The organism is Rhodococcus sp. MurmanLake-1 (genome assembly GCF_056945715.1).
Window position 1 is genome coordinate 19,963 of sequence record NZ_JBWZNF010000001.1, and the last position, 20,503, is coordinate 40,465.

Consider the following 20,503-nt stretch of genomic DNA (forward strand, 5'->3'; position numbering starts at 1 on the left):
TCGGAACTCGGGATTCAATGTCCGCGGGCCAGGAATTTTGCGTTGCTCGAGCGAGATCTTTGATATTGGAAGGTCTTGGCGAAGACATGTGGCCGCGCCTCCATCTCCCGTTAAGCTCGAGCGCTACTACCCGTCGCCACTCAACTCCGCATTGGTAGATCTATGCGCGGTGGGGTTCAGTCGGCGGAGGTGCCCTTCAAGTGCAATTGATTCTGACACGAGGCTGTGGTGCTGAGTCCACATGCGCAATACGTTGTTAGGTAGAGTGGCGCGAAATTGTTGCTTGTTTCGCTGCGGCGAATTCCGCTTCGTCGAGTATTCCCTGATGGTGGAGGTTGGCGAGGTTTTGGAGTTCTCCCGCTAGACCTATTGGCGGTGCGGTGGTGATCGAACTCGGAGTGTGCTGCACATTGATCGTAGGACGCTTGTAGTCGATGATCTTCTTCTGCAGGTCGGTTAGGCGCGGAAGGGCTATTCTGTGTTGCGCTTTGGGGAGGGGGAGGCAGTTTGAAAGAGTGAATGGACTGGCACCGGCCTTGTTTGGGCCCGCGCCAGCAGACCTCCAGTAGTCGTGGTTCGAAGTTCCCTGATAGCTCGGCGTCAGTACTTCGAGAACGCCAGTCATCATCCCGCTGTTGTATTCGATGTTGGTGATGTCGGAGTATGGGAAGGACGTAACTCGACCACCACCCATCGACCCCGTCATAAAGCCGGCCATACCACCGACTTTCGCGACGATGAGACGGTCTTCGAACGCAGCAAGGAATCCAGCGGAACCAGCGTTGATTACGAACCAGGGCAATTCGTCTGGGGTTGTGTGTTCGTCGATGGTTCGCCACGCGACTTCCTTGAGCGGTGCTCCAATGATTTCCACTTCGGATCGGCCGACGTCACGTGCGCGCGCAGATTCGGTTGTGGCCATGCTTCGCGTTATGAGGATCTCACGCATTCCGGGAGGAAAACCCGCTGACGCGAGATGATGGACATAGTGACAGACGAAGTCGACGTCCGCGTCATTGATTGCGCCAAACTGAAGCGTTTGCTGTCCGAGATCTGTGACGTGAAGGTGTTTGCCGGTCATCTTCTTGACGATTTCGAAGCGGGCGATGTTGTCTGCCTCCACGGACACTCGAGGTCCGGCCGTGGCGACATCGATGCTGCTGAAAGCCATGACGCGGGCATTCGTAATTGCCAATCCCTCCAGCGTAGGCCTGACTTGATTCGTCTTGGCCAAGGCCCAAATCTCTTCGCCTGGAAAGAGTTGTCCTCGAATGCTTGTCGCCCACTTCTCGGCAACTTTTTCCTTCAGCTTGGGGCGTGTTGGGGTGCCAAAGTATGTTCCTTCGTCAAGGGCTGAATGCCGTTGAGTGGCTGATGCTTCAGTTGAGTACTTTATCGCCGCAACGGTCGGTAATGTTTCTCGCTCAGAAACCACTCAGGCTAAAGCCGTCGATCTCCGAACTCGGACTGCGACGCTTTGAAGTACTTTGGACGTGCACTCGCGGATGTTGGTCAACTGTCGGTGAGCGGTGATGAACGCGTGTTTCGAATGCGGCGCAGTGTGATCAATTTATGATCGGTCGCTTATCAAGTCAATGCTTGGTCGCTTCGAGTGTCGCCTCGTAGTACATGCGTCATGACAGACCAAAGCACTTCCAACTCCGAGTCTGTGGGATGCTGGTGACACTAACGAAGCGCAGCAGATTTCCGAATCGGACTTCCCAGAAGTCTAACCACTTCGGAATCGCGCTCGGCGACCCAGTTGTCAGCACAGCTCAGGTACACCTCACGCTTCGTTTGCTCCCGTTCGCCCCTTGTGCTCGCCGGAAAGTAATGGGTGAGCTCCGCGGGCTGCGGGCGACCACCGTCGACAACTTCGTCCTCGTCTTTGGAGTTGTGGCAGCGAAGGATCAGGTAGTGAATGACCGGTGTGACGTGTCGTTCGAGTCCGAACATCCCACTGGCGCATGCCTCGTTGCGGCTTTTTCAGTCGGGGCTGAAGAACAGTTCCATCGAGATCCAGAACCACGCCACCATTGCAGCGACCGGAAGGAACGCAAACACCAATGGCATCGCGAATTGCCGGCCGGTGCGACTGGGAATAGTCATAAGTCCGAGCAAGACGAACACGGCGGCAGGCGCCGCCCAACTTATCCAGTAGGTGAGCGGTGGTGGGTTGGGCCCGAACGACGTGAACGAACGGTTCGGATACAGCTGCGGCTGCGGGACATCCGCGAAGTGTTGCCACAGGAGTACCAATGGCAGGTAGCCGAACAGCCCCAGTAGGAGGCCGACGACGAGTCCCGCGAAGATTCGTTCGCCCCTCATCTCAACGCACCCGTCCGAATCAATCGTCCCACTGCCTATGCGACTTCTGGTAAGTCACGAGGCTGAATCCGTAGAGCCCACGCCCGGGCCGCAACGAACGTCATGGCCAATACGAGAACCACCAGCAGTACGACCGCGATCCAGGTGGGAGCGGCGGTGGAAAAGCCCAGCCTCCACGCAGTACCGACACCTACAGTCGTCGCCGCCAACGCCCCGACCGGAAGCATCGCCGCCACCGCCTGCGCCGTGCGCGTAGTAAGTCGATCCCCGGCAGCGCGAAGAACTCCGAACACGGCGGCGACCGCCAGACCGTAGGCCAGGAAACCGCTGACGGCATAAACCAGGAGCGGGGACCATCCGATGTCAACCGACCTGGTGAATGCCATGCTGATCAAGACCAACAGGGGCGTCAACCCAAGCGTGACTCCCACGAGGCCTGCCACCACAGTTCGAAGCATTCGATTGTCCTGACCTCCGGAGATTCGCACACCCGCGAGGTGGAGTACGAGCCCGGTCAGCGCGCCCAGAACGGCGCCGATCACCGCAGCCTCGATGGGCCAGGCCCATTGCGATTCACCCGCGAAGCCCGAGATTGTCGTGCCACCCGAAAAGAGGGTGATCGTGGCCGACGCCTGTGACGATCCTTGTGTCAGCGCCGCCGTGACGATGGCAACGGTCGCACCGAACAAAGCAAACCCGAGTGCCTGTTTCCACATCAAGCCATCTTGACCCATCCTGCGCGAGGATTCGGCACAACGGCAGTCTCATTCGGATGACGACCCGCTGCGCAGGTTCGGGGCTCAGTCGAATTTCGGTGAACGGGCTGGTGGTGATGCCCTCGTCGTATCACCACCAGCCACGTTCGACACTCACCTCTTGCTGTCACGCACGCAATCGGCGACGCGCTGCCAGAGCTGCCGGGAATCCGAGATCTGCATCGATCACTTCACCGGAGAGACGTTCCGAGATTTCGAGGAGTCGACTGCATCCGGTTTCACCGATCGCTTCGTACGGGTACGACCCCAGCACATCAGTCTGATGCTCAACCCTCTGCCGGCGATCACGACCCACCTCGTTCAGGTGAAGCTCGGGACCGTCTTCGAGCCATCCACGCGCCCGCACACTGGCGACGCCTTCCGCCCACTGATCGTTGTCCCATGCCCGGCTCATTTGCAGAGCAGCAGCAGGAACATCACCGGTTGCGGCGTGGACTACCAACGCTTCGACACCGTTGAGTCCTTCGGTGTGAAGAAGTGCGACATGAGAATCTCCGCGAAACTCCCGGAGCAAGGATTGGGCATGCCACAACACGAGATGAGGCTCATCAGGCCACGGCAATGATGCGTGCCCACCGAACAGGGGTCGCCCTTGTGGTCTGTTGCAGGCGCGTTCCGCGGCTCGACGTGCGAGTTCGGCAGCTTCGCGAACTTCGGTGCCGTCGACATGTTCTCCCCAGGCCTTGCGCAGCGAACGGTCGACAGCGTCGAGTCGAGCGGTGAGGATCTGTTCGGGGGTGGCGATTGTCCAGGCTTCCGGCAGCACCGCGTATACCAGTGCTGGGTTGAAGTTGAAGAACGTAGCGATGGTGACTTCAGCCGCTACTGCGCCCATGGGCGCAGACCGCGAAGCGAAGTAACCCATTCGAGGGTGTGTAAAGCCCAGTGCGGCATATGCTTCCGCGCCGAAAGGGGTGAAGTAGATCATGCCGTGTATCGGTTCGGCTCCACGGAAGACGCGGCGCGCGGTTTCTGGTGCGATCGAGGTCATCGATATTCCTTCATGCTGGTGGTGTGGTCTTCGAACAGTCGAGTCGGATGGTTGTTCTACGCCAGCTATCTCCCTCTGACATACATGCGGTCCCGGACGGCATCACCCACTCGGTAGACGGCCAGGACGACCAATGAAATCAGAATGCCGGAGGGGAGAATCTGTTGTGGTGCACTCAAGATGTGCAGGTACGCATCGGATAAGTCACCGCCCCAACTCGGAGTGGGGGGCTGTATTCCCAACCCCAGGAATGAGAGTGCCGCCTGCGCGAGAAAAGTCAGGCCGGTGAGCACGGTCACCTGAACGACAACCGGCCCGATTGCGTGCGGAAGAAGATGACGCAGGAGCACTACGTGCGGAGGGCATCCTGAGAGTCGCGCGCTCAGAACGAAGTCTCGGTTCCTCGTTTCGCTGACCCCGGCAGCCAGAATTCTTGCAATTGTGGGTGCATAGACGACTCCGAGCGCGGACATCGACGTGATCAGGCTCGGCCCCAGAACACCGGTAATAGCCACTGCGAGAACCAAACCTGGGAATGCCAGCAATGCATCCGCCACCCGGAGGAGTGACGCGCCGATCCAGCGTGGCCAATATCCGGCGATCAACCCCCACGGAATTCCCAACAGCAGACTGACGGCGACAGCGATCGCGACGCCGAAGAAGGCGGAGCGTCCTCCCCAGATCAATCGACTGAGCACGTCACGACCGAAGCCGTCAGTGCCAAGCAGGTGCTGTGCACTCGGACCGGCGAACGTGTTGGTCAGGTTCTGATCGGTCGGACTGTGCGGAGCCACGAACGAGGCCAAGACGGACGCCGCTATCAGCGTTCCGAGAAAGCAGTAGCTGAGCCATAATCCGGGGTGCAGTCGAGGGAGAGCCCACTTGGCGCGGGTCTCGCCTGCGGTGGTCAGCGCGAGTTGGCTCACGAGATCGTTCCCTTCCTTAATTGTGGGCTGATCATGTTGTTGGCGACGTCGACCAGGATGTTCACGAGAAGCACGATCACGACGAACAACAACACAATGCCTTGAAGCATCGGATAATCTCGCGTGTCGATCGCAATGACGAGAGCGCTCCCGAGGCCCGGCAGCACGAAGATCTGCTCGAGAATGACCGTCGCACCCAGCATCGCCACGGCGAGCAATCCATAGACAGTGACAATCGTGGGAACGATGTTTCGTAGCGCGTAGCGCCACACGATCTTCCGCTCGTCGATGCCCATCGCACGCGCAGTTCGTACGTAGTCACTTGACAGTGTCTCGATCATCGCAGCCCTGGTCTGCCGAACCGCAATCGATGCTGCGCCGGCAGCGAGCGCCGTTGCTGGTAGGACCAAATGGCTCAGGTTGTCGATCACACTGTTCTCGAGAGGAACCCAGCCGAGCACCGGTAGAACTCCCAAACCGAGGGCGAAGACATCGACCAGCACGATAGCGAGGAAGAAGTCCGGTACCGCGAGTCCGATCCCCGAAACCGTGCGAGTCAGACCATCGCTGCGTCGTCCCTGCCGCGTCGCGGTCCACACACCGAGCGGTATGGCGACGACGGCGGACAGTAACAGTGCGAGTACAACGAGCTCGGCGCTCGCCGGCAGGCGCGCAAGGATCTGTGGGCCGACGGGGGCGCTGTTCTGTAGCGACGTTCCCAGATCTCCGTGCAGAGCCGACACCACCCAGTTCCAGTACTGGACCAGCAGAGGTTGATTCAATCCGAGGCGCTCGTTGAGTGCCGCGATCGCTTCATCGCTGCCGTTCGGACCGAGAAGTGCCTCGGCTGGTCCACCGGGGATTATCCGGATAAGGGCAAAGGTTATGAAACTAGCGATAATCGCGGTAGGAATTATCTGTGCGAACCGGACGCCGATCATCCGTATGTAAGGATTCACCGGCGATCGGTGAGGGTTTCGGGTCGGAACGCTCTCAGGCTCGGGGGCCAACGAATTCTCTTGCGATACAACGGTCGTCGTCATGACTTCGAGAGGTACGTCAGATTGGGGGAGCCGTTCAGTGCGGGAACGGCCCCGTGGACGTTCTTCGTGTAAGCGACCACGTCGGGAGTGAAGTACAACGGTACGTACTCAGCGGACTTGATCACGACTTGATTGATCTGTTTGACGATGTCGAGCTGAGCGCTTTCGTCATACGTGTTGTTCAACAGTGCGATCAACTTCTCCAACTCCTCGTTGGGAACGGAATTCTGCCGGAAGTACGACCGCGAACCCAGCGAGGCTTCGAAATTGAGCGGTGCGGATGCTCGCGTGGGCCATCCCACGCTGAAGACGTCCGCGCTGTTGTGTGCGACGAACTCCGTAATCGCCTGAGGTCCACTCATTTCGACGAAGTCGACCTTGATGCCGACCTTCTCCCACTGTTCTCCGACAAGGACCGCGTTGGTCGAGTACGGCGGTAGATTGCCTGCTAATCCGCGCACGGTGACCCCGTTCGGATACCCAGCCTCCGCTAGCAGCGATTTGGCCTTCTCCGGGTCGTACGGCCATGCATCTTCGGTTTCCTCGTCGTAGAACTGCGAACCGGGAGGATATTGACCGAAGGCCGCAGTACCTTCCGCGCTGTCCAGTGCGGCTCGCGCAATTGCTTTGCGGTCGAGCGCATACTGCATCGCCAGACGAACCCGGACGTCGTTAACCACGGGGTTCTTGTTGTTGATCACTACGAGCGCAACTCCGAGTCTCGGGTCGTGACTGACGTTCAGGTTGGGATTCCGTTCGAGGATCGGAGCACTCGACGGTGTGAGCCCGTATGCAAAATCCGCGGCGTTCGATGTAAGGGCATTTGTCAGCGCTGTGGGGTTGGAGATCACCTGGATCTGGATCTTGGCGAGCTGGGGGTTTGGAGGACCTGCCGGTTTGTAGTCGTCGAATCGACTGAATGTGTACGAACTGTTCGGGACTGCGCTGGTGAACGTGTACGGCCCGGCGCCTACAGGCTTGTTGGCGAAGTCCGTCCCGGCCGCTGTCAGTGCAGTGGGGGAGACAATCATTCCCAGTCTGCCGTTGAGCCACCCTGGTAAGCCGGAGGTAGGTGCGCTCAACGAGATCTTTATCTGATCCGGGGACGTTGCTTCGACGCTCTTGATCGTCGGGACGGAAACGATTCCGAGACTCAAGCAGTGTTCCATGCTTGCCTTGACTGCTGCTGCATCGAGAGTTGTTCCGTCGTGGAAGGTCAAGCCGTTCTGCAACGTCATCTCGAACGTGAGGTTGTCCGGTCCGGAGAAACCCCACTCGCTGGCGATTCCGGGCCGCAGTTTCTGGGTGGCAGGTTCAGCATCGATCAGTGGTGCATACATCAACTGTAGGTAGTCGATGTCGTATCCGATGTTTCCCGCACACGGGTCGAGCGAAGCTGGGACGTGTGAAGTCGCGACCTTCAGTTCGGCGTTCGGATCAGCAGGTCCGGTACCGCCGGCGGTACCGGTGGCGCTGCTCGAACAGCCGCTGAGCACGAGGGCAGAAAGTGCGAACGCAGCCACGAGGATATGGGGTCCACGCTTCCCATGATTCTGGAAGCGTGTGATCGGATATCGGGATCGCAAAGACAGACGTGGATTCATATGGTGGACTTTCGCTTTGGTCTTCTCGGAATGGGGAGACTGACGCGGCACGCATTTACTGCGGCAGGTTCGAGATGCCGGTCGATGTGGCCGGGGACGATAGATGGCACGCGGAGCTGTGTGCGGAATTCGAGGCCGCGCGAAGTGCCGGCGATTCCGACGCGCAGCGATCCATCGCAAACGGACAGCGGGTGCGGAATCGACAGCCCGAGGGTGGATTACGCGGGTCGGGTAACTCCCCGCGCACCAATGCTTTTCGACGACTGCGGCGCTCGAGTTCGATGTGCGGGGCCGCGGCGAGAAGTGCCTGCGTGTAGGGGTGCGACGGAGTCCTCAGGACCGTGGCAACCGGTCCGATCTCGACGATTCGCCCGAGGTACATCACCGCGACGCGATCGGCGATCCGTGCCACCGAACCCAAATCGTGCGAAATGAAGATGTACGTGAGGTCGTGCTCATCCCGGAGCTCGGCAAGAAGTTGCAACACCTCTTCCTGCAGTGAAACATCGAGGGAAGCAACAGGTTCGTCGCAGAGAATCAAGGGTGCCTTGGAGGCAAGTGCGCGAGCGATGGTCACGCGTTGGCGTTGGCCGCCGGAGAGCTGGGTCGGGAGACGGTCGGCAAGCTCGGCGCCGAGACCGACTCGACGCAACAGCTCGACGGCTTTCGGCCGCAACGACTGCGGGATGCGTACGCGTCCTGGCGCCATCGGCTCGGCCACGCAAGCCCAAGAGGCCATCCGTGTGTTCAATGCAGACGTGGGATTTTGAAAGATGAGATGGGACGATCCGCCCTTGCCGAAAGCCGGGCTGTCGAGGTTCGTCGTGATGGAGCCTGCGGCTGTACCGACCAGGCCGGCCAGAGCGTGGGCCGTCGAAGATTTTCCCGACCCTGATTCACCGATGATCGCCAGGGTTTCACCTCTGTGCACGGAGAAGCTGACGTCGTCGACCGCTCGAAGAGTTTTGCGCCCTCGTCCGTACTCGACGGCCAGATTCCGAACATCGACGATGATGTCGGTGTTACGCATCAGCTCACCAGTCCGAGCAACTGGAGTTCGGAACTGCGATGACATCTCGTTGCCGATTCCGGTGATCCGATCAGAAGTGGATGATCGGATGCGCAACGCTCCTCGGAGTAGTTGCACCGGGCGACGTATCGGCAACCCACGCCGTCAGCACGGGCGCTGGTGGTGAAATCGCCTCGAAACTTGGGTGATCGGTAGGAGATGTCTTCGAAGGTCGATCGTGCCGCCTCGAGAAGGCTGAACGTGTACGGATGCGCGGGCCGGCGAAGCAGCGCGTCCCGCGGCGCGACGTCGACGATCTCGCCGCGAAACATCGTGACTACTCGATCCGCGACCTCGGCGACAACCGCTAGGTCGTGACTGATCAACAACACGGCAAGATCGCGTTGTTCGGCCAGTTCTCGAAGGAGATCGACAATCTGAGCTTGGATCGTCACGTCGAGCGCTGTTGTCGGTTCGTCTGCGATCAGCAACTTCGGACCGCACGCCAGGGCCATCGCGATCATCACCCGCTGACACATCCCACCGGAAAGCTCGTATCCGTACGACTTCAAGGTTCTGTTCGGGTCGGCCAGACCGACCTGGTGGAGAAGATCTGTAGCTACGTCCTCCGCGTCGGCCTTCGTGATGTCGCGGTGGGCCTTCAACACATCGACGATCTGGCGACCGATGCTGACGGAGGGATTGAGCGCCGAACTCGGGTCCTGGAACACCATACTGACGTCGCGACCGCGTATTTTCCTCAACTCGGCGGCGGGCAGGCCGACAAGTTCCCGTTCCTCGAAGCGGATACTTCCGTTGACTGTCGCCGTGCGTGGCAAGAGCCCGAGCAGAGCGAGTCCGGTCAGTGTCTTTCCGCTCCCACTCTCGCCCACGAGGCCGGTGACCTCGCCGGCTCCCAACTCGAAGCTCACTCCGTCGAGGAGCCTGTTCGAAATCGTTTCTGTCCCAATGTCAACCGTGAGATCTCGGACTTGCAGAAGTGGGCTCATCGTCGAGTCGTCCACTGGTGATCGTTCATCGCATTCCTCCGTAAACAACTGAATTGTTGTGACTGGAATCACGTACCGGGGAACCATAAACACTCACCTGCAACAAAGTCAATGAATGTTGCAACGATTGTCGTTGATGGCTCTCGTTCGCTGTCTCCGGCTACCGACCAGCACGTCGTCAGGGATACATTCACTGCATGGCCGAGACACGTGACGTTCGCGCGGAGGCGTTGAGTGCTGCCCGCCGACAGTTCGCAGCCGGAAAACCGCTCGATGTGAATGCTTTGGCTGCCGAGTTGGGCGTGGATCGGACTACGTTGTTCCGGCGCGCAGGGAATCGCGACACGATTACCGGGGACGTGCTCGATTCTCTGGCGCGTCGAACGTGGCGAATGGGCCTCGCGGAGTGCGGCGGAAGCGGAGCGTCAAGGGTTGTCGACGTCCTCACTTACCATGCGCGGGCGACGATCGAGACCGAATTCTTCCGGGCATATTTGACTCGCGAGCCGCAAAAGGCGCTATGCATACTCACTACTGGACTCGGGCCGATTCAGGGGACGATGGTCGAATCCGTGCGGAGGCTGATCGAAGCCGAAATACCGGAGCAGATTCGGCCCGACCTGCCCGTCGAGGACATGGCATATCTGCTGGTTCGCGTGGGTGAGTCGTTCATCTACAACGATTTGCTCACCGGTGGCACTCCGGACGCAGAGAAGGCTCGCCTGGCGTTCCGGCTCATCCTCTCGCGTGACTAGCGCGCCGAGTTTTCGTTTTCTAAATTTTCGTGAAAGCGCTTCGAATGCAAGCTATTTCACAGCTATGCTGGTTGTGTGACAAACTCAGGCGGGTGGGATCGGCGCGAAGTTCCGCATCTCGTCCCGTCCGGGCCGGATGACGCCTGCGGCGGATTCGGGAACCTCGTTCCAGGCGCCGGGAAGGTCGCGCAGAGGCTCGGATACAACGATTCGGGTCTCCTCGCTCAGATGGTGCAGGGCTTCCACCTCTGGATGGAGCTTGCGCAGCGTGGAAATCTCGGTGGAGAAGTACAACGATCTCGACTGGTGCTCGCTCGAATAGCGAAAGATCCAGGTGGAGACGCCATCCGACGTAGCAACGGTCATCTGGACCGGATCGTCGATACCCTGCGAGCGAGCCGTGTGCTCGACAAATCCAACGGCCCTCGCGACACCTTCGAACGGATCGTCGGTCAGGCCGAACGTCAGCGCGAGGAAGAACAAGGTTTCCGAGTCCGTCGATCCTTCGAGATCCGGAAAGAGCGACGGATCAATGGCAGTCACCAATTCCCTTTTCATGTCGTGGAATCCGCGTAGTGAACCGTTGTGCATCCACAACCAATTGCCGTGCCGAAATGGGTGGCAGTTGCTGCGCTGCACCGCAGTTCCCGTCGAAGCGCGCACGTGGGCGAACATGAGAGGGGTGCGCAGTTGAGAGGTGACCTCGCGCAGGTTCGAGTCGTTCCACGCGGGTTCGATGCTCTTGAACACTGCTGGTTGGGGCCCCTCCCCGTACCAACCGATTCCGAAGCCGTCGCCATTCGTCGTCGTTGCCCCGAGTTGAGAATGCAGGCTCTGGTCGATCAGCGAGTGCTGTGGTCGGAACAGCAAGTCATGGGCGAGTATCGGTTCTCCCGAATACGCCATCCACCTACACATGCTTTCAACTCAAACAGATTGAGTCGGCGTTGTCGGTGCATGCGCAGCGGCGTGCGTCGTCTGGGTGGGCTTCCATGTCGACACAGCCCAGATCACGACGATGTTCAGCGCGATGATGAGAGTCGACCACCAGGGGTAATACGGCAGCCACAAGAAGTTCGCGATGATCGAGATCGCACAGATCACGACTGCCGATACCCGCGCCCACGCCGTTCCGGTGAACAGTGCGAGACCGACGAGAGCGACGAGCGCGCCCAGCACGAGATGGATCCAACCCCACGTCGTCAGGTCGAATTGATAGACGTAGTCGATCCCGACTACGAACACTTCGTTTTCGGCGACGGCAGCGAGTCCTTGAAAGAACTGCACGATGCCGACCGTCACCAAGATGACGGCTGCCCCGATCGATGTTCCTACCGCGAAACCCTGCTTGACTGACGTTGTATCCGACATGGCGGTTTCCCTTGATTCGGAGGGGTGACCGGACACGTGCCCGGCACGTTGTACCGATCGTTGTTCCACCGGCCGACTGTCGTGAAACGGAAATGCCGGTCCGGTTCGGTGAGAAATCAGTGCGTTCTGCTCCGATGTGCGGGCGAAATGTAACTTCTGGCCCCTGTTGATGCGATGTACCCCTTGCCGGAACGCGTGTGCGGAGGAATTGCTCGTAACCGAAGTTCACAGAAAACAAGAAGAATTCGGCACGGAATTCGACCTATTTGTCCAGCTGTACTGGTATTTTGACTGAATTGACCGGAAGCTACGGTCCGCGGAAAAGAGTAGCGAGAGAATGACGATCTTCGGCAGGCGTTCCGCGGGCATCTCCGCGACGGCCTTCGTCTTGGCAGCTGTTGTATCGACGGCACTTCCCGCGGTGGGATCGGCAGCACCAGTCGCACTCACCCACGCGTGCACTCCCGAGATCAACGACAATTCGATGTCACTTGATCCGGCAGTGATCGACGGTTGGTACGACATCTCGACTGGTTCGCCGGGAACGAAGATCAACTCGATCGAGGCTTGGCGGACAGTGCCGGGAGACATTCTCGAGTTTCGCGCAGCGGTGACGATCAGAGCCCACGGAAGTCCCGTCCGAGGGACCCTTCGGATCGACGGCGCCGGCTTGACCGGAGATCAGGATCTGATCTCCAGAATGACGTTGACCCAAGATCTCGGTCGCTCAGGATCAACGGTCACCGATGCCGACGACGGCTCGGTCATTCCGGTTCGTGCCAAGCTTGCATTCGACGTCACAACTCCTGGACAAGTGGCACAGAACCAGACGGTCAACCTCTCGGCAGTCAAGATTGTCTTGGCAGGCGACACCACCGATCCGGGAGGTGAATGCCCCGGCCCCGGCCCGGGCCCCGGCGGTGGGAATGGGAGCGGCGGCGGGAATGGCGGTGGTGACGGTTCCGGTGGGAACGGTGGGGATTCCGGTGACGCACTTCCCGGTCGTGACGTCGGAAGCCGAGTACCAATTTCCCAGATTCCGTCCGGCCCGACTTCTCGCCCGTGACAGCGGCACCTGGATTCACGGTCCGTCGAACATGGGCCGCTGTAGTAGTGGCGACAATGCTCTTGATCGGCGGATGTTCCGACGACGGTGACTCGCCGACTCGCGTCCTCGCGACCGGCCAACAAGATTTGCCGCCAGAGATTCGCGCTGTGGTCGACGGTCCGGATGTCCCGACCACGCTTCGCATAGTCGACAGCACCGCTGACGTTCTGTCGATCAAGACGACGACAGACGGCTCGCTCATTCCGCCCGAGGACGTCAGTGAGATCGGATGGTGGGCAGATTCGGCATTCCCGGGCTCGGGCGCGGGCACCGTGGTGATCACCGGACACATCAACGACATCTATCAGGGTGACGGTTTCGGAAAGAAGTTCTCGACACTGGAAATCGGCTCGATCGTGACCGTGGCGGGCGCCGGGGGACAGACCTGGAACTACCGTATCGACGCGGTCGATCACTACGGCAAGGACGGCGAGCTGCCGGTCGAGCGATTGAACAGCCTCGACGGACCGGAAACCCTCGCGCTGATCACCTGCGGCGGCGTGTTCGTCGGTCCACCCTTCGGTTACGAGGACAACGACGTCGCGTGGGGAACTCCGGTGCCCGCATAGCCGAAAACCAGACGTCGGATCGGTTGATAAACTGGGCCCCGCGTTCGTGGCCATCCACGCACGTTTCGAAAGTCCGAAGAAGGAGATTGTGCTGTGGTTGACCTCGCCTATGTCATCGCTGGGTCCGAAGCGACTGGCGGTGCCGGCCTGCAGGTCGACCTGAAGACGTTCCAGGCATTGGACGTCTACGGCGTAGCGACCACCACGTGCATCGTCTCGTTCGATCCCAAGAACAACTGGGGTCATCGCTTCGTGCCGATCGCTCCTGACGTGATCGCTGATCAGATCGAGGCTGCCACTGCGGCTCACGATCTGGACGTCGTCAAGATCGGCATGTTGGGCACTCCCGCCACGATCGAGGTTGTGGCAGAGGGTCTGCGTCGGCAGTCCTGGCGCCACGTCGTCCTCGACCCGGTCCTGATCTGCAAAGGCCAGGAGCCCGGCGCGGCTCTCGATACCGATACAGCACTTCGTGATTCGATCCTCCCGCTCGCCACCGTCATCACACCCAACCTGTTCGAGGCACGCACCCTCGCCGGAATGGACAGCATCGAAAGCGTGGACGACCTCATCGAGGCCGCACGTCGTATCCACGACCTCGGACCCAAGTACGTGCTCGCAAAGGGTGGTGTCGAACTCGCCGGTGGCGACGCCGTCGACGTGTTGTTCGACGGCACCGACGTGACGGTTCTCTCCGCCCCCAAGGTCGGCGAAGAACGCGTCTCGGGTGCTGGTTGCACGCTGGCCGCCGCAGTGACCGCGGAACTGGCAAAGGGCGCCGACGTGGGAGAAGCCGTCGCTCTGGCCAAGAAGTTCGTCACGGCGGGCATCGAAGGCCGCGTCTCGGCACACACGCCGTTCGACACCGTCTGGCAGGGCGCTTTCAAGGGATAGGCGCACTGCGGCTCACATCGCCGCGCGCGGCCTGGCAGGATCGAGTGCGTGAGTACTGCGAACCTGAATCGAAGCGAAGTCGCCGAACGATCTCGAACCATCGACGTCACCGGGTACCGGGTGGAGTTGGATCTGCGATCGGCGGCGGACTCGGCCTCGAAGACCTTTTCGACCGTCACGACAATTGATCTGACGTCGTCGGCGGAGTCCACGTGGCTCGACTTCATCGGTGCTGCAGTCGATTCCGTAGAGGTCGACGGTGCGTCCATTCCGGTGGAGTACGACGGGTCCCGGATTGTGCTGCGCGGACTCGGCGGATCGAACGTCGTTCGGGTGGCAGCTCACGGCAACTACAGCCGTTCCGGTGAAGGGCTGCACCGATTTGTCGACGACGCTGACGATCAGACGTATCTGTACACGCAATACGAGCCTGCCGATGCCAGGCGTGTTTTCGCCTGCTTCGAGCAGCCGGACCTCAAGGCGCCCTTCACATTCGAGGTGACAGCACCTGACGGCTGGGAAGTCCTGTCGAATCAGCCCGCGACCCAGACTCGCTCCGTGGACGGTGCACAACGCGTCACTTTCGCCCCGACCCTGCCGATCTCGACCTACATCACCGCGATCGCGGCCGGGCCGTATCACCGCGTGGCCTCGTCGTGGAGTCGCGGCGAACTCACGGTCGAGTTGGGCGCTTTGTGCCGGGCGTCGTTGGCTCCTCATCTCGATGCGGACAACGTTTTCGACATCACCCGTCAGGGGTTGGACTTCTACGCCGAGCACTTCGACTATCCGTATCCGTTCGGCAAGTACGACCAGATCTTCGTCCCCGAGTACAACCTCGGCGCCATGGAGAACCCGGGACTGGTGACCTTCACCGAGGCGTATGTGTTCCGCGGCACCGCAACCGACGAGCAGCATCAGCGTCGCGCCAACACGATCCTGCACGAAATGGCGCACATGTGGTTCGGCGATCTCGTGACCATGGTCTGGTGGGATGACTTGTGGCTCAAGGAATCCTTCGCCGACTTCATGGGATCGCTGGTCAGCGCCGAAGCCACTCGCTTCACCGATGCCTGGGTAGCATTTGCCATCAAGCGGAAGGCGTGGGCGTACCTCCAAGATCAGCTGCCGACCACGCATCCCATCGTCGCCGACATCGTCGATCTCGAAGCTGCAAAGCTGAACTTCGACGGAATCACCTACGCCAAGGGCGCCAGTGTCCTCAAGCAACTCGTGGCGTTCGTCGGCCGTGACGCGTTCTTCGAAGCGGCACGACGGTACTTCAAGGCCCACGCATTCGGGAACACCACGCTTGTTGATCTGCTCGACGTGCTCGCGGAGACTTCCGGACGTGATGTGCGCGAATGGGCCCGAATCTGGTTGCAGACCACCGGAGTGTCCACGCTGTCGCTCGACGGAACAGACCTGGTCCAGACGGACCCGAGGCCGCATCGGCTCGCAGTCGGAATCTACGACTACAACGAGTCCGGAGATCTTGTTCGCACCGAACGCGTCGAACTCGACATCACCGAATCCCGCACGCCGGTCGACCTTCCGCCCGGAGCGCTCACACTGCTCAACGACGAAGACCTCACCTACGCGAAGGTGCGACTGGACGCGGAATCTCTGTCCACGGTCGAGGCATCCCTGGACCGCGTGAGCGATCCGCTTGCGCGCGGTGTGATCTGGTCGTCGCTGTGGAACTCGGTGCGCGATGCGCAGCTCTCGGTGTTCCGATACCTCGACATGGTGGAACGATTCGCTCCCGCAGAGACAGATCTTGCGATTCTCAGCGCGATCCTGACCGATGCCCAATACGCGGTTCTTCACTACGTTCCGAAAAGCTTGCGGCCCAATGTCAGTGCGGGCTGGTTGGAAACGACCTGGAAGGCGTTGTTCGAAGCCGAACCGGAGTCCGGAAGACAGCTGGCATGGGCACGGGCTCTGTCGGCCGCCGCAGCGGTCAACGATGCTCGCGCCGGCGAGTTGCGGTCGATACTCGACGGCACGTGCCCGGGACCGGTCGGACTGGCTCTCGATCCTGATCTGCGGTGGGCATTGTGGATCGCCCTGTCCGCGACCGGGCATGCGAGTGTGAGCGACTTCGACGGTGAGCTGAGCAAGGACAGCACGTCAGCGGGTCGATCGGCGTACGTCCGCGCCGCGGCGTCGATTCCCGATGCCGAGACCAAGGCGGCTGCCTGGGCGTCGGCGACCACCGATGCCTCACTCTCGAACGACCGCCTGGATGCGACGATCGCCGGATTCCGTTCGGGCACGGACCCGTCGTTGATCGAGGGATATGCGGTCGAGTACTTCTCGTCACTGGGGAAGTGGTGGTCCGAACGCAGCATCGAGATCGCGCGACGGTTGGTGAACGGACTCTTCCCGGCAGCTGAAGACACCTCTGCTGTCGATTCCTGGATCCAGGCCAATGCGGAGGCTCCCGCGTCGCTGCGGAGGCTTGTTCTCGAGCGTCGGGATCACCTGGCCCGAGACCTACGTGCCCAGGCGTCGAACGCAGTGATCTGACGCCATCAGCTCCGAAATGTCCTGTTCTTGGATATTGTCTAAACAGGGCTGCGACGGGAGACGACGTGCACACGATCACGGATCTGTCGCTGGTCACGGGCCCGGTTCCGCCCGTGGTGACGGTGCTCGGAATTCTGGCACTTCTGTGGCTGATCTTCTCGAGATCGAGGCGTCACGTGCTGATCTCGATTCCGGTCTGCATCGTCGCGGCAATTGCGATCACTCTCGTGCTGTACTGGCTGATCGAGAAGGTGTGGCACCCGTTCCCCGATCCGATTGCCCGTCCGGTCTACGTGTGGATCGGGTTGGGCATTCTCGGCGTGCTGCTGGGCGTTTCGCGGGTATTTGCGGCGACGCGGATCGACGGCCGCGTGCTCACCGTGGTCTCCGTGCTCCTGGTGGTCGTGTCGAGCGCGGCTCACGTGAATCTGCAGTTCCAGTCGTATCCGACGTTGGGAACAGCGCTGGGACTCTCGGACGCGGAGAAGGTTTCACTCGCCGACCTGGACGACGGCAAGGACGGCGCGGTACCGGTTTCGCAATGGAAGGCTCCAGCGGACATGCCGTCGACCGGCAAGGTCAGCACGGTCACGATTGCGGGGACGGTCTCCGGATTCAGCGCCCGCGACGCCGAGATCTACCTACCGCCCGCGTATTTCACCAACCCACGACCGGAGTTGCCGGTGTTGGTACTGCTTGCCGGCCAACCAGGCGCGCCCGAGGACTGGCTACAGGGCGGACGTCTCGTCCAGACCATGGACGCCTACGCCGCTGCGCATTCGGGCTTGGCTCCCGTTGTCGTCGTTGCTGACGGGACCGGGTCGGAACTGGCGAATCCGCTCTGCGTCGATTCCCAACTCGGGAACGTCGCAACGTACCTTTCGCGCGATGTTCCCGACTGGGTGCGCGGGAACCTCCAGGTGGATCCCGACCCGAGGAAGTGGGCGATCGGGGGACTTTCCTACGGCGGTACCTGCGCGTTCCAGATGGCAACGAACTTCCCCGCGGTATATCCGACGTTCCTGGATCTGTCCGGTCAGATCGAACCCACCCTCGGCGATCGGAAGCAGACGGTCGATGCAGCGTTCGGCGGCAATGAAGCCGCGTTCGTGGCAGTGAATCCGCAGGATCTGCTCCGGGAGAAGAAGTTCCCCGACAGCGCCGGAGTGTTCGTGGTCGGCAAGCAGGACAACGACTACCGCCCAGGTCTTCAAACGCTCTACGAAGCCGCAAAAGCCGCAGGAATGGACGTCCAGTACGCCGAGGTCGACGGAGGACACAGCTTCCAGGTGTGGTCGGCTGGATTGGCGAGTCAATTAGGTTGGCTGGGAACGCGACTCGGTCTGCCCGGATGAACGATCGTCTGGAAGTTCCGAAGACCCGATGATCAGCGGGTGAATCCGTCCGGTCGCCCCGGCTTCGGAGCCCAATCCCTGCGGATCTGCCACACTCGCGAGCCGAAGGTCGAGTGCGCCGGTCCATTCTCGGGTCAATTGCGCATCGAGTGCGTCGACGCGCTCGAGAAGCGGAGGGTGCTGGTCCGGCGGGCAGGCTTCGAGCAAGGTCGCGAATACCGCGCGTAGACGACGCTGGACCTGCGCGGAATTGGTACTGAAGTGCCGGATCTCGTCGGTGGCGACGGACACGTAATCGGTCCAGGTGCGTTGCTGCCCTCGGATCAGCGTGAGATCCGAGGTTGACGTGTCGAAGCGGACCCGCGGGGCGAGAAGTACCAGAAGATCTTCGATGTGGTCGAGAGCCTGCACCGCTCGGCCAGGGTCGTTGATGGCGGGTGACAGTGCCTTGAGTGCGATGTCCACGATCGACTGAAGCGCTGCACCGGGGCTGACGACCGGGCTGTGCGTGTCACCGAAGATCAAGCACGACATCAAGGTGTCAGGACGTACCTTCAGCGACGGTCCGCGTACCTCGAAGAGGGGCGCGTTCTGGGCGACGAACTCGCCGATGCTGGGGACGACCTCGACTGAGACGTCCCAGCGGCTCGCCAACCGCTGCAGTCGTGCGAGATCGATCGCCAGCAGAATCCGGCCGTCGGGTGAGAGGTGGCGCAGGCGAATCACCAGTGCGTCGGCGCTCTCGGAGGTTTCGGACTCGCGCGGTTGTGGGAGGGGGAGCGGCTGACTGGGTTTCGGTGCGCCGGAAGGTAAGTCCTCGTACAGCGGATAGGCACGAATCGTCGCGCTGCGACCCTGGGCCGCTATCCAACGCAGCAACCGACTGGAATTGAGGATCGACCCGACCTTCGCCACCAACGCGATGAACAGGATCGCACTGGCCAATGCCAGAAGGAGTGCGATCGCCGTGGAGATGGTCGGTGAGGAATTCTCCGAATCGAGCGCCAGATCGAGCGCAATGATCAAGGAGAAGACGAACGTGGCCAGAAACATGCCGATCGACCACCGCATCACTCGCTGTTGCGCAAGCATCGGGACCACCCGCACCGAAATCTGCGAGGCGCCGAACTGCATTGCGAGGGTGATGGCGGTGAACACCAGACCGGTGAGAGTGATCATCCCGCCGGCGATGACGCTGAGCAGCGTTGCGGTGGCCCCGGCGTCCACGCCCTCGGAAATGGTACCGACGTCGCCGTCGCTCACCAGGTCTCCGTCGATCCCGACGAGGATGTTCGCGGTGACGACGGACAGCACGACGAGGATCACGGGGAGGCGCCAGACCGGGACTGTTCGTAATCGTCGGCGAGTTCGGCGCCAGCGAATTCTGTCCGAAAGCCGCCGTGATAGTCCGACTTTCGTCGTAGGCGTCGTGGTGTCGACGACTGGGAGTGGTGGTGGGGTCGGAGGAGTGGAACCGAAACTTCCTGACACCGTTTCCTGAACGTAGATCTTCGCGTGGATCATCGGCTCGCGATACCGCTGCTCACGGGCGACTGCCCGGCTCATCTTCGCGGGCTTGTCGCGGTAACGCGAACGCGCCCACGGCGCACCCGGGCGACTCAACCGAATTGCTCCGACCAACAGAAGCGGGGTGAAGAACAGTCCGATCAAGCCGGTCCAGAGTTTGCCCTTCATCAACGTGATCACGGCGAGTCCGAGTTGGATCACGATCGCGACGACAACGCCGATCAACGTCGCCAGGCTACGGTCCTGCTCATACGGGTCGAACTCTCCCGCGAACCCGATCGGGTGGACTCCGAGAAGGAAAAGGAACGAGATCGCGATGGCAACGAACACCGCGTCGATGGACGAGCGACCCTCTTCGGCCCAGTAGACGTCGCGCAGATGTAGCACGAGTGCGTACTCGTCGAGGACCAGCGCGCTGCCGATACCGAACACCGACGCAAGAACACAGTTGGCGATCGGGGTGTGATAGTCGGCCAGAGCGATGAAGGCAAAGCCGGACACGAGCATCATCATCAAACCGAAAACCATGTGGTGGATGTGCATTCCACCGGGCGTGACATTGCCTGGCCACCACGAGACCTCAGCTCGGATCATTCGAACGCTGAACCGAATGAACAGGAACGTCAGGACAAAGGCGAGCAGAAGGAAGAACAGTGGGAGTCTGCCGGTGTCGACGACCGTGTGCTCGAACCAGGACCGCACGGC

The 20,503-nt window shown here is 60.8% G+C and carries 18 protein-coding genes; 6 read left to right on the forward strand and 12 right to left on the reverse strand.

The window, feature by feature from the left end:
* Positions 1-256 precede the first annotated feature (256 nt).
* From AC2ETI_RS00115 to AC2ETI_RS00155, 9 genes are all read right to left on the reverse strand, one after another.
* Complete coding sequence (locus tag AC2ETI_RS00115) at positions 257-1,435, reverse strand: SHOCT domain-containing protein (protein WP_483633431.1); 1,179 nt, start codon at positions 1,433-1,435, stop codon at positions 257-259.
* A 551-nt stretch (positions 1,436-1,986) separates the two neighbouring features.
* Positions 1,987-2,328: a hypothetical protein gene (locus AC2ETI_RS00120; protein ID WP_020907856.1), complete on the reverse strand. Its 342-nt coding sequence runs from the start codon at positions 2,326-2,328 to the stop codon at positions 1,987-1,989.
* 35 nt (positions 2,329-2,363) lie between these two features.
* On the reverse strand, positions 2,364-3,044 hold the full coding sequence (locus tag AC2ETI_RS00125) for a hypothetical protein (protein ID WP_041686197.1): 681 nt from the start codon (positions 3,042-3,044) through the stop codon (positions 2,364-2,366).
* Positions 3,045-3,210: 166 nt separating this feature from the next.
* Positions 3,211-4,095 (reverse strand): SCO6745 family protein, encoded by an 885-nt coding sequence (locus AC2ETI_RS00130; RefSeq protein ID WP_020907854.1) that lies wholly within the window; start codon positions 4,093-4,095, stop codon positions 3,211-3,213.
* A gap of 65 nt (positions 4,096-4,160) precedes the next feature.
* The gene (locus tag AC2ETI_RS00135) at positions 4,161-5,021 is read right to left on the reverse strand and encodes an ABC transporter permease (RefSeq protein WP_041815005.1); all 861 of its coding nucleotides are present in this window, start codon (positions 5,019-5,021) and stop codon (positions 4,161-4,163) included.
* Entirely contained in the window at positions 5,018-5,980 is a 963-nt protein-coding gene (locus AC2ETI_RS00140) for an ABC transporter permease (RefSeq protein WP_157920617.1), read from the reverse strand. The genes AC2ETI_RS00135 and AC2ETI_RS00140 overlap by 4 nt, the downstream gene beginning before the upstream one ends.
* Positions 5,981-6,060: 80 nt before the next feature.
* Positions 6,061-7,587 carry an ABC transporter substrate-binding protein gene (locus AC2ETI_RS00145; RefSeq protein WP_041686151.1) on the reverse strand — a complete coding sequence of 509 codons (1,527 nt, stop codon included), beginning with the start codon at positions 7,585-7,587 and terminating at the stop codon, positions 6,061-6,063.
* A gap of 136 nt (positions 7,588-7,723) precedes the next feature.
* Positions 7,724-8,698 carry an oligopeptide/dipeptide ABC transporter ATP-binding protein gene (locus tag AC2ETI_RS00150; RefSeq protein ID WP_020907850.1) on the reverse strand — a complete coding sequence of 325 codons (975 nt, stop codon included), beginning with the start codon at positions 8,696-8,698 and terminating at the stop codon, positions 7,724-7,726.
* Positions 8,698-9,609, reverse strand: a complete 912-nt coding sequence (locus tag AC2ETI_RS00155; protein WP_241841158.1) for an ABC transporter ATP-binding protein — start codon at positions 9,607-9,609, stop codon at positions 8,698-8,700. Before AC2ETI_RS00155 ends, AC2ETI_RS00150 begins: the two co-directional genes overlap by 1 nt.
* Positions 9,610-9,884: 275 nt before the next feature.
* Here AC2ETI_RS00155 and AC2ETI_RS00160 point away from each other — a divergent pair, with 275 nt between their 5' ends.
* Positions 9,885-10,442, forward strand: a complete 558-nt coding sequence (locus AC2ETI_RS00160) for a QsdR family transcriptional regulator (RefSeq protein WP_092763941.1) — start codon at positions 9,885-9,887, stop codon at positions 10,440-10,442.
* Between the two features lie 84 nt (positions 10,443-10,526).
* On the opposite strand, the gene AC2ETI_RS00165 is transcribed toward AC2ETI_RS00160, so the two are convergent.
* Together AC2ETI_RS00165 and AC2ETI_RS00170 are read right to left on the reverse strand one after the other, a co-directional pair.
* Complete coding sequence (locus AC2ETI_RS00165) at positions 10,527-11,348, reverse strand: class II glutamine amidotransferase (RefSeq protein WP_483633432.1); 822 nt, start codon at positions 11,346-11,348, stop codon at positions 10,527-10,529.
* A 21-nt stretch (positions 11,349-11,369) separates the two neighbouring features.
* On the reverse strand, positions 11,370-11,813 hold the full coding sequence (locus tag AC2ETI_RS00170; RefSeq protein WP_020969697.1) for a DUF7144 family membrane protein: 444 nt from the start codon (positions 11,811-11,813) through the stop codon (positions 11,370-11,372).
* Between the two features lie 337 nt (positions 11,814-12,150).
* On the opposite strand from AC2ETI_RS00170, the gene AC2ETI_RS00175 reads away from it, so the two are divergent.
* The 5 genes from AC2ETI_RS00175 (at position 12,151) to AC2ETI_RS00195 (ending at position 18,271) form a co-directional block, all read left to right on the forward strand.
* Positions 12,151-12,879, forward strand: coding sequence for a hypothetical protein (locus AC2ETI_RS00175; protein WP_092763945.1), 729 nt, complete (start codon positions 12,151-12,153; stop codon positions 12,877-12,879).
* Positions 12,876-13,490 (forward strand): class F sortase, encoded by a 615-nt coding sequence (locus tag AC2ETI_RS00180; protein WP_258955530.1) that lies wholly within the window; start codon positions 12,876-12,878, stop codon positions 13,488-13,490. The genes AC2ETI_RS00175 and AC2ETI_RS00180 overlap by 4 nt, the downstream gene beginning before the upstream one ends.
* 93 nt (positions 13,491-13,583) lie before the next feature.
* Entirely contained in the window at positions 13,584-14,384 is an 801-nt protein-coding gene (gene thiD / locus AC2ETI_RS00185) for a bifunctional hydroxymethylpyrimidine kinase/phosphomethylpyrimidine kinase (protein WP_020907843.1), read from the forward strand.
* Between the two features lie 48 nt (positions 14,385-14,432).
* Complete coding sequence (gene pepN / locus AC2ETI_RS00190; RefSeq protein WP_084324768.1) at positions 14,433-16,916, forward strand: aminopeptidase N; 2,484 nt, start codon at positions 14,433-14,435, stop codon at positions 16,914-16,916.
* 65 nt (positions 16,917-16,981) lie between these two features.
* A complete protein-coding gene (locus AC2ETI_RS00195; protein ID WP_084324767.1) occupies positions 16,982-18,271 on the forward strand; it encodes an alpha/beta hydrolase in 1,290 nt (429 codons plus the stop codon).
* Here the strand turns inward: AC2ETI_RS00195 and AC2ETI_RS00200 are convergent.
* Complete coding sequence (locus AC2ETI_RS00200) at positions 18,233-20,500, reverse strand: DUF2254 family protein (RefSeq protein WP_046378597.1); 2,268 nt, start codon at positions 20,498-20,500, stop codon at positions 18,233-18,235. The two genes, AC2ETI_RS00195 and AC2ETI_RS00200, sit on opposite strands and share 39 nt — an antisense overlap.
* Positions 20,501-20,503: the final 3 nt, after the last annotated feature.

Excerpts from the sequence above, each read along its gene's own strand:
- AC2ETI_RS00120 (WP_020907856.1), bottom strand. The coding sequence starts at position 2,328 with ATGAGGGGCGAACGAATCTTCGCGGGACTCGTCGTCGGCCTCCTACTG.
- AC2ETI_RS00165 (WP_483633432.1), bottom strand. The coding sequence starts at position 11,348 with ATGGCGTATTCGGGAGAACCGATACTCGCCCATGACTTGCTGTTCCGA.
- AC2ETI_RS00175 (WP_092763945.1), top strand. The coding sequence starts at position 12,151 with ATGACGATCTTCGGCAGGCGTTCCGCGGGCATCTCCGCGACGGCCTTC.
- AC2ETI_RS00130 (WP_020907854.1), bottom strand. The coding sequence starts at position 4,095 with ATGACCTCGATCGCACCAGAAACCGCGCGCCGCGTCTTCCGTGGAGCC.
- AC2ETI_RS00160 (WP_092763941.1), top strand. The coding sequence starts at position 9,885 with ATGGCCGAGACACGTGACGTTCGCGCGGAGGCGTTGAGTGCTGCCCGC.
- AC2ETI_RS00170 (WP_020969697.1), bottom strand. The coding sequence starts at position 11,813 with ATGTCGGATACAACGTCAGTCAAGCAGGGTTTCGCGGTAGGAACATCG.
- AC2ETI_RS00150 (WP_020907850.1), bottom strand. The coding sequence starts at position 8,698 with ATGCGTAACACCGACATCATCGTCGATGTTCGGAATCTGGCCGTCGAG.
- AC2ETI_RS00125 (WP_041686197.1), bottom strand. The coding sequence starts at position 3,044 with ATGTGGAAACAGGCACTCGGGTTTGCTTTGTTCGGTGCGACCGTTGCC.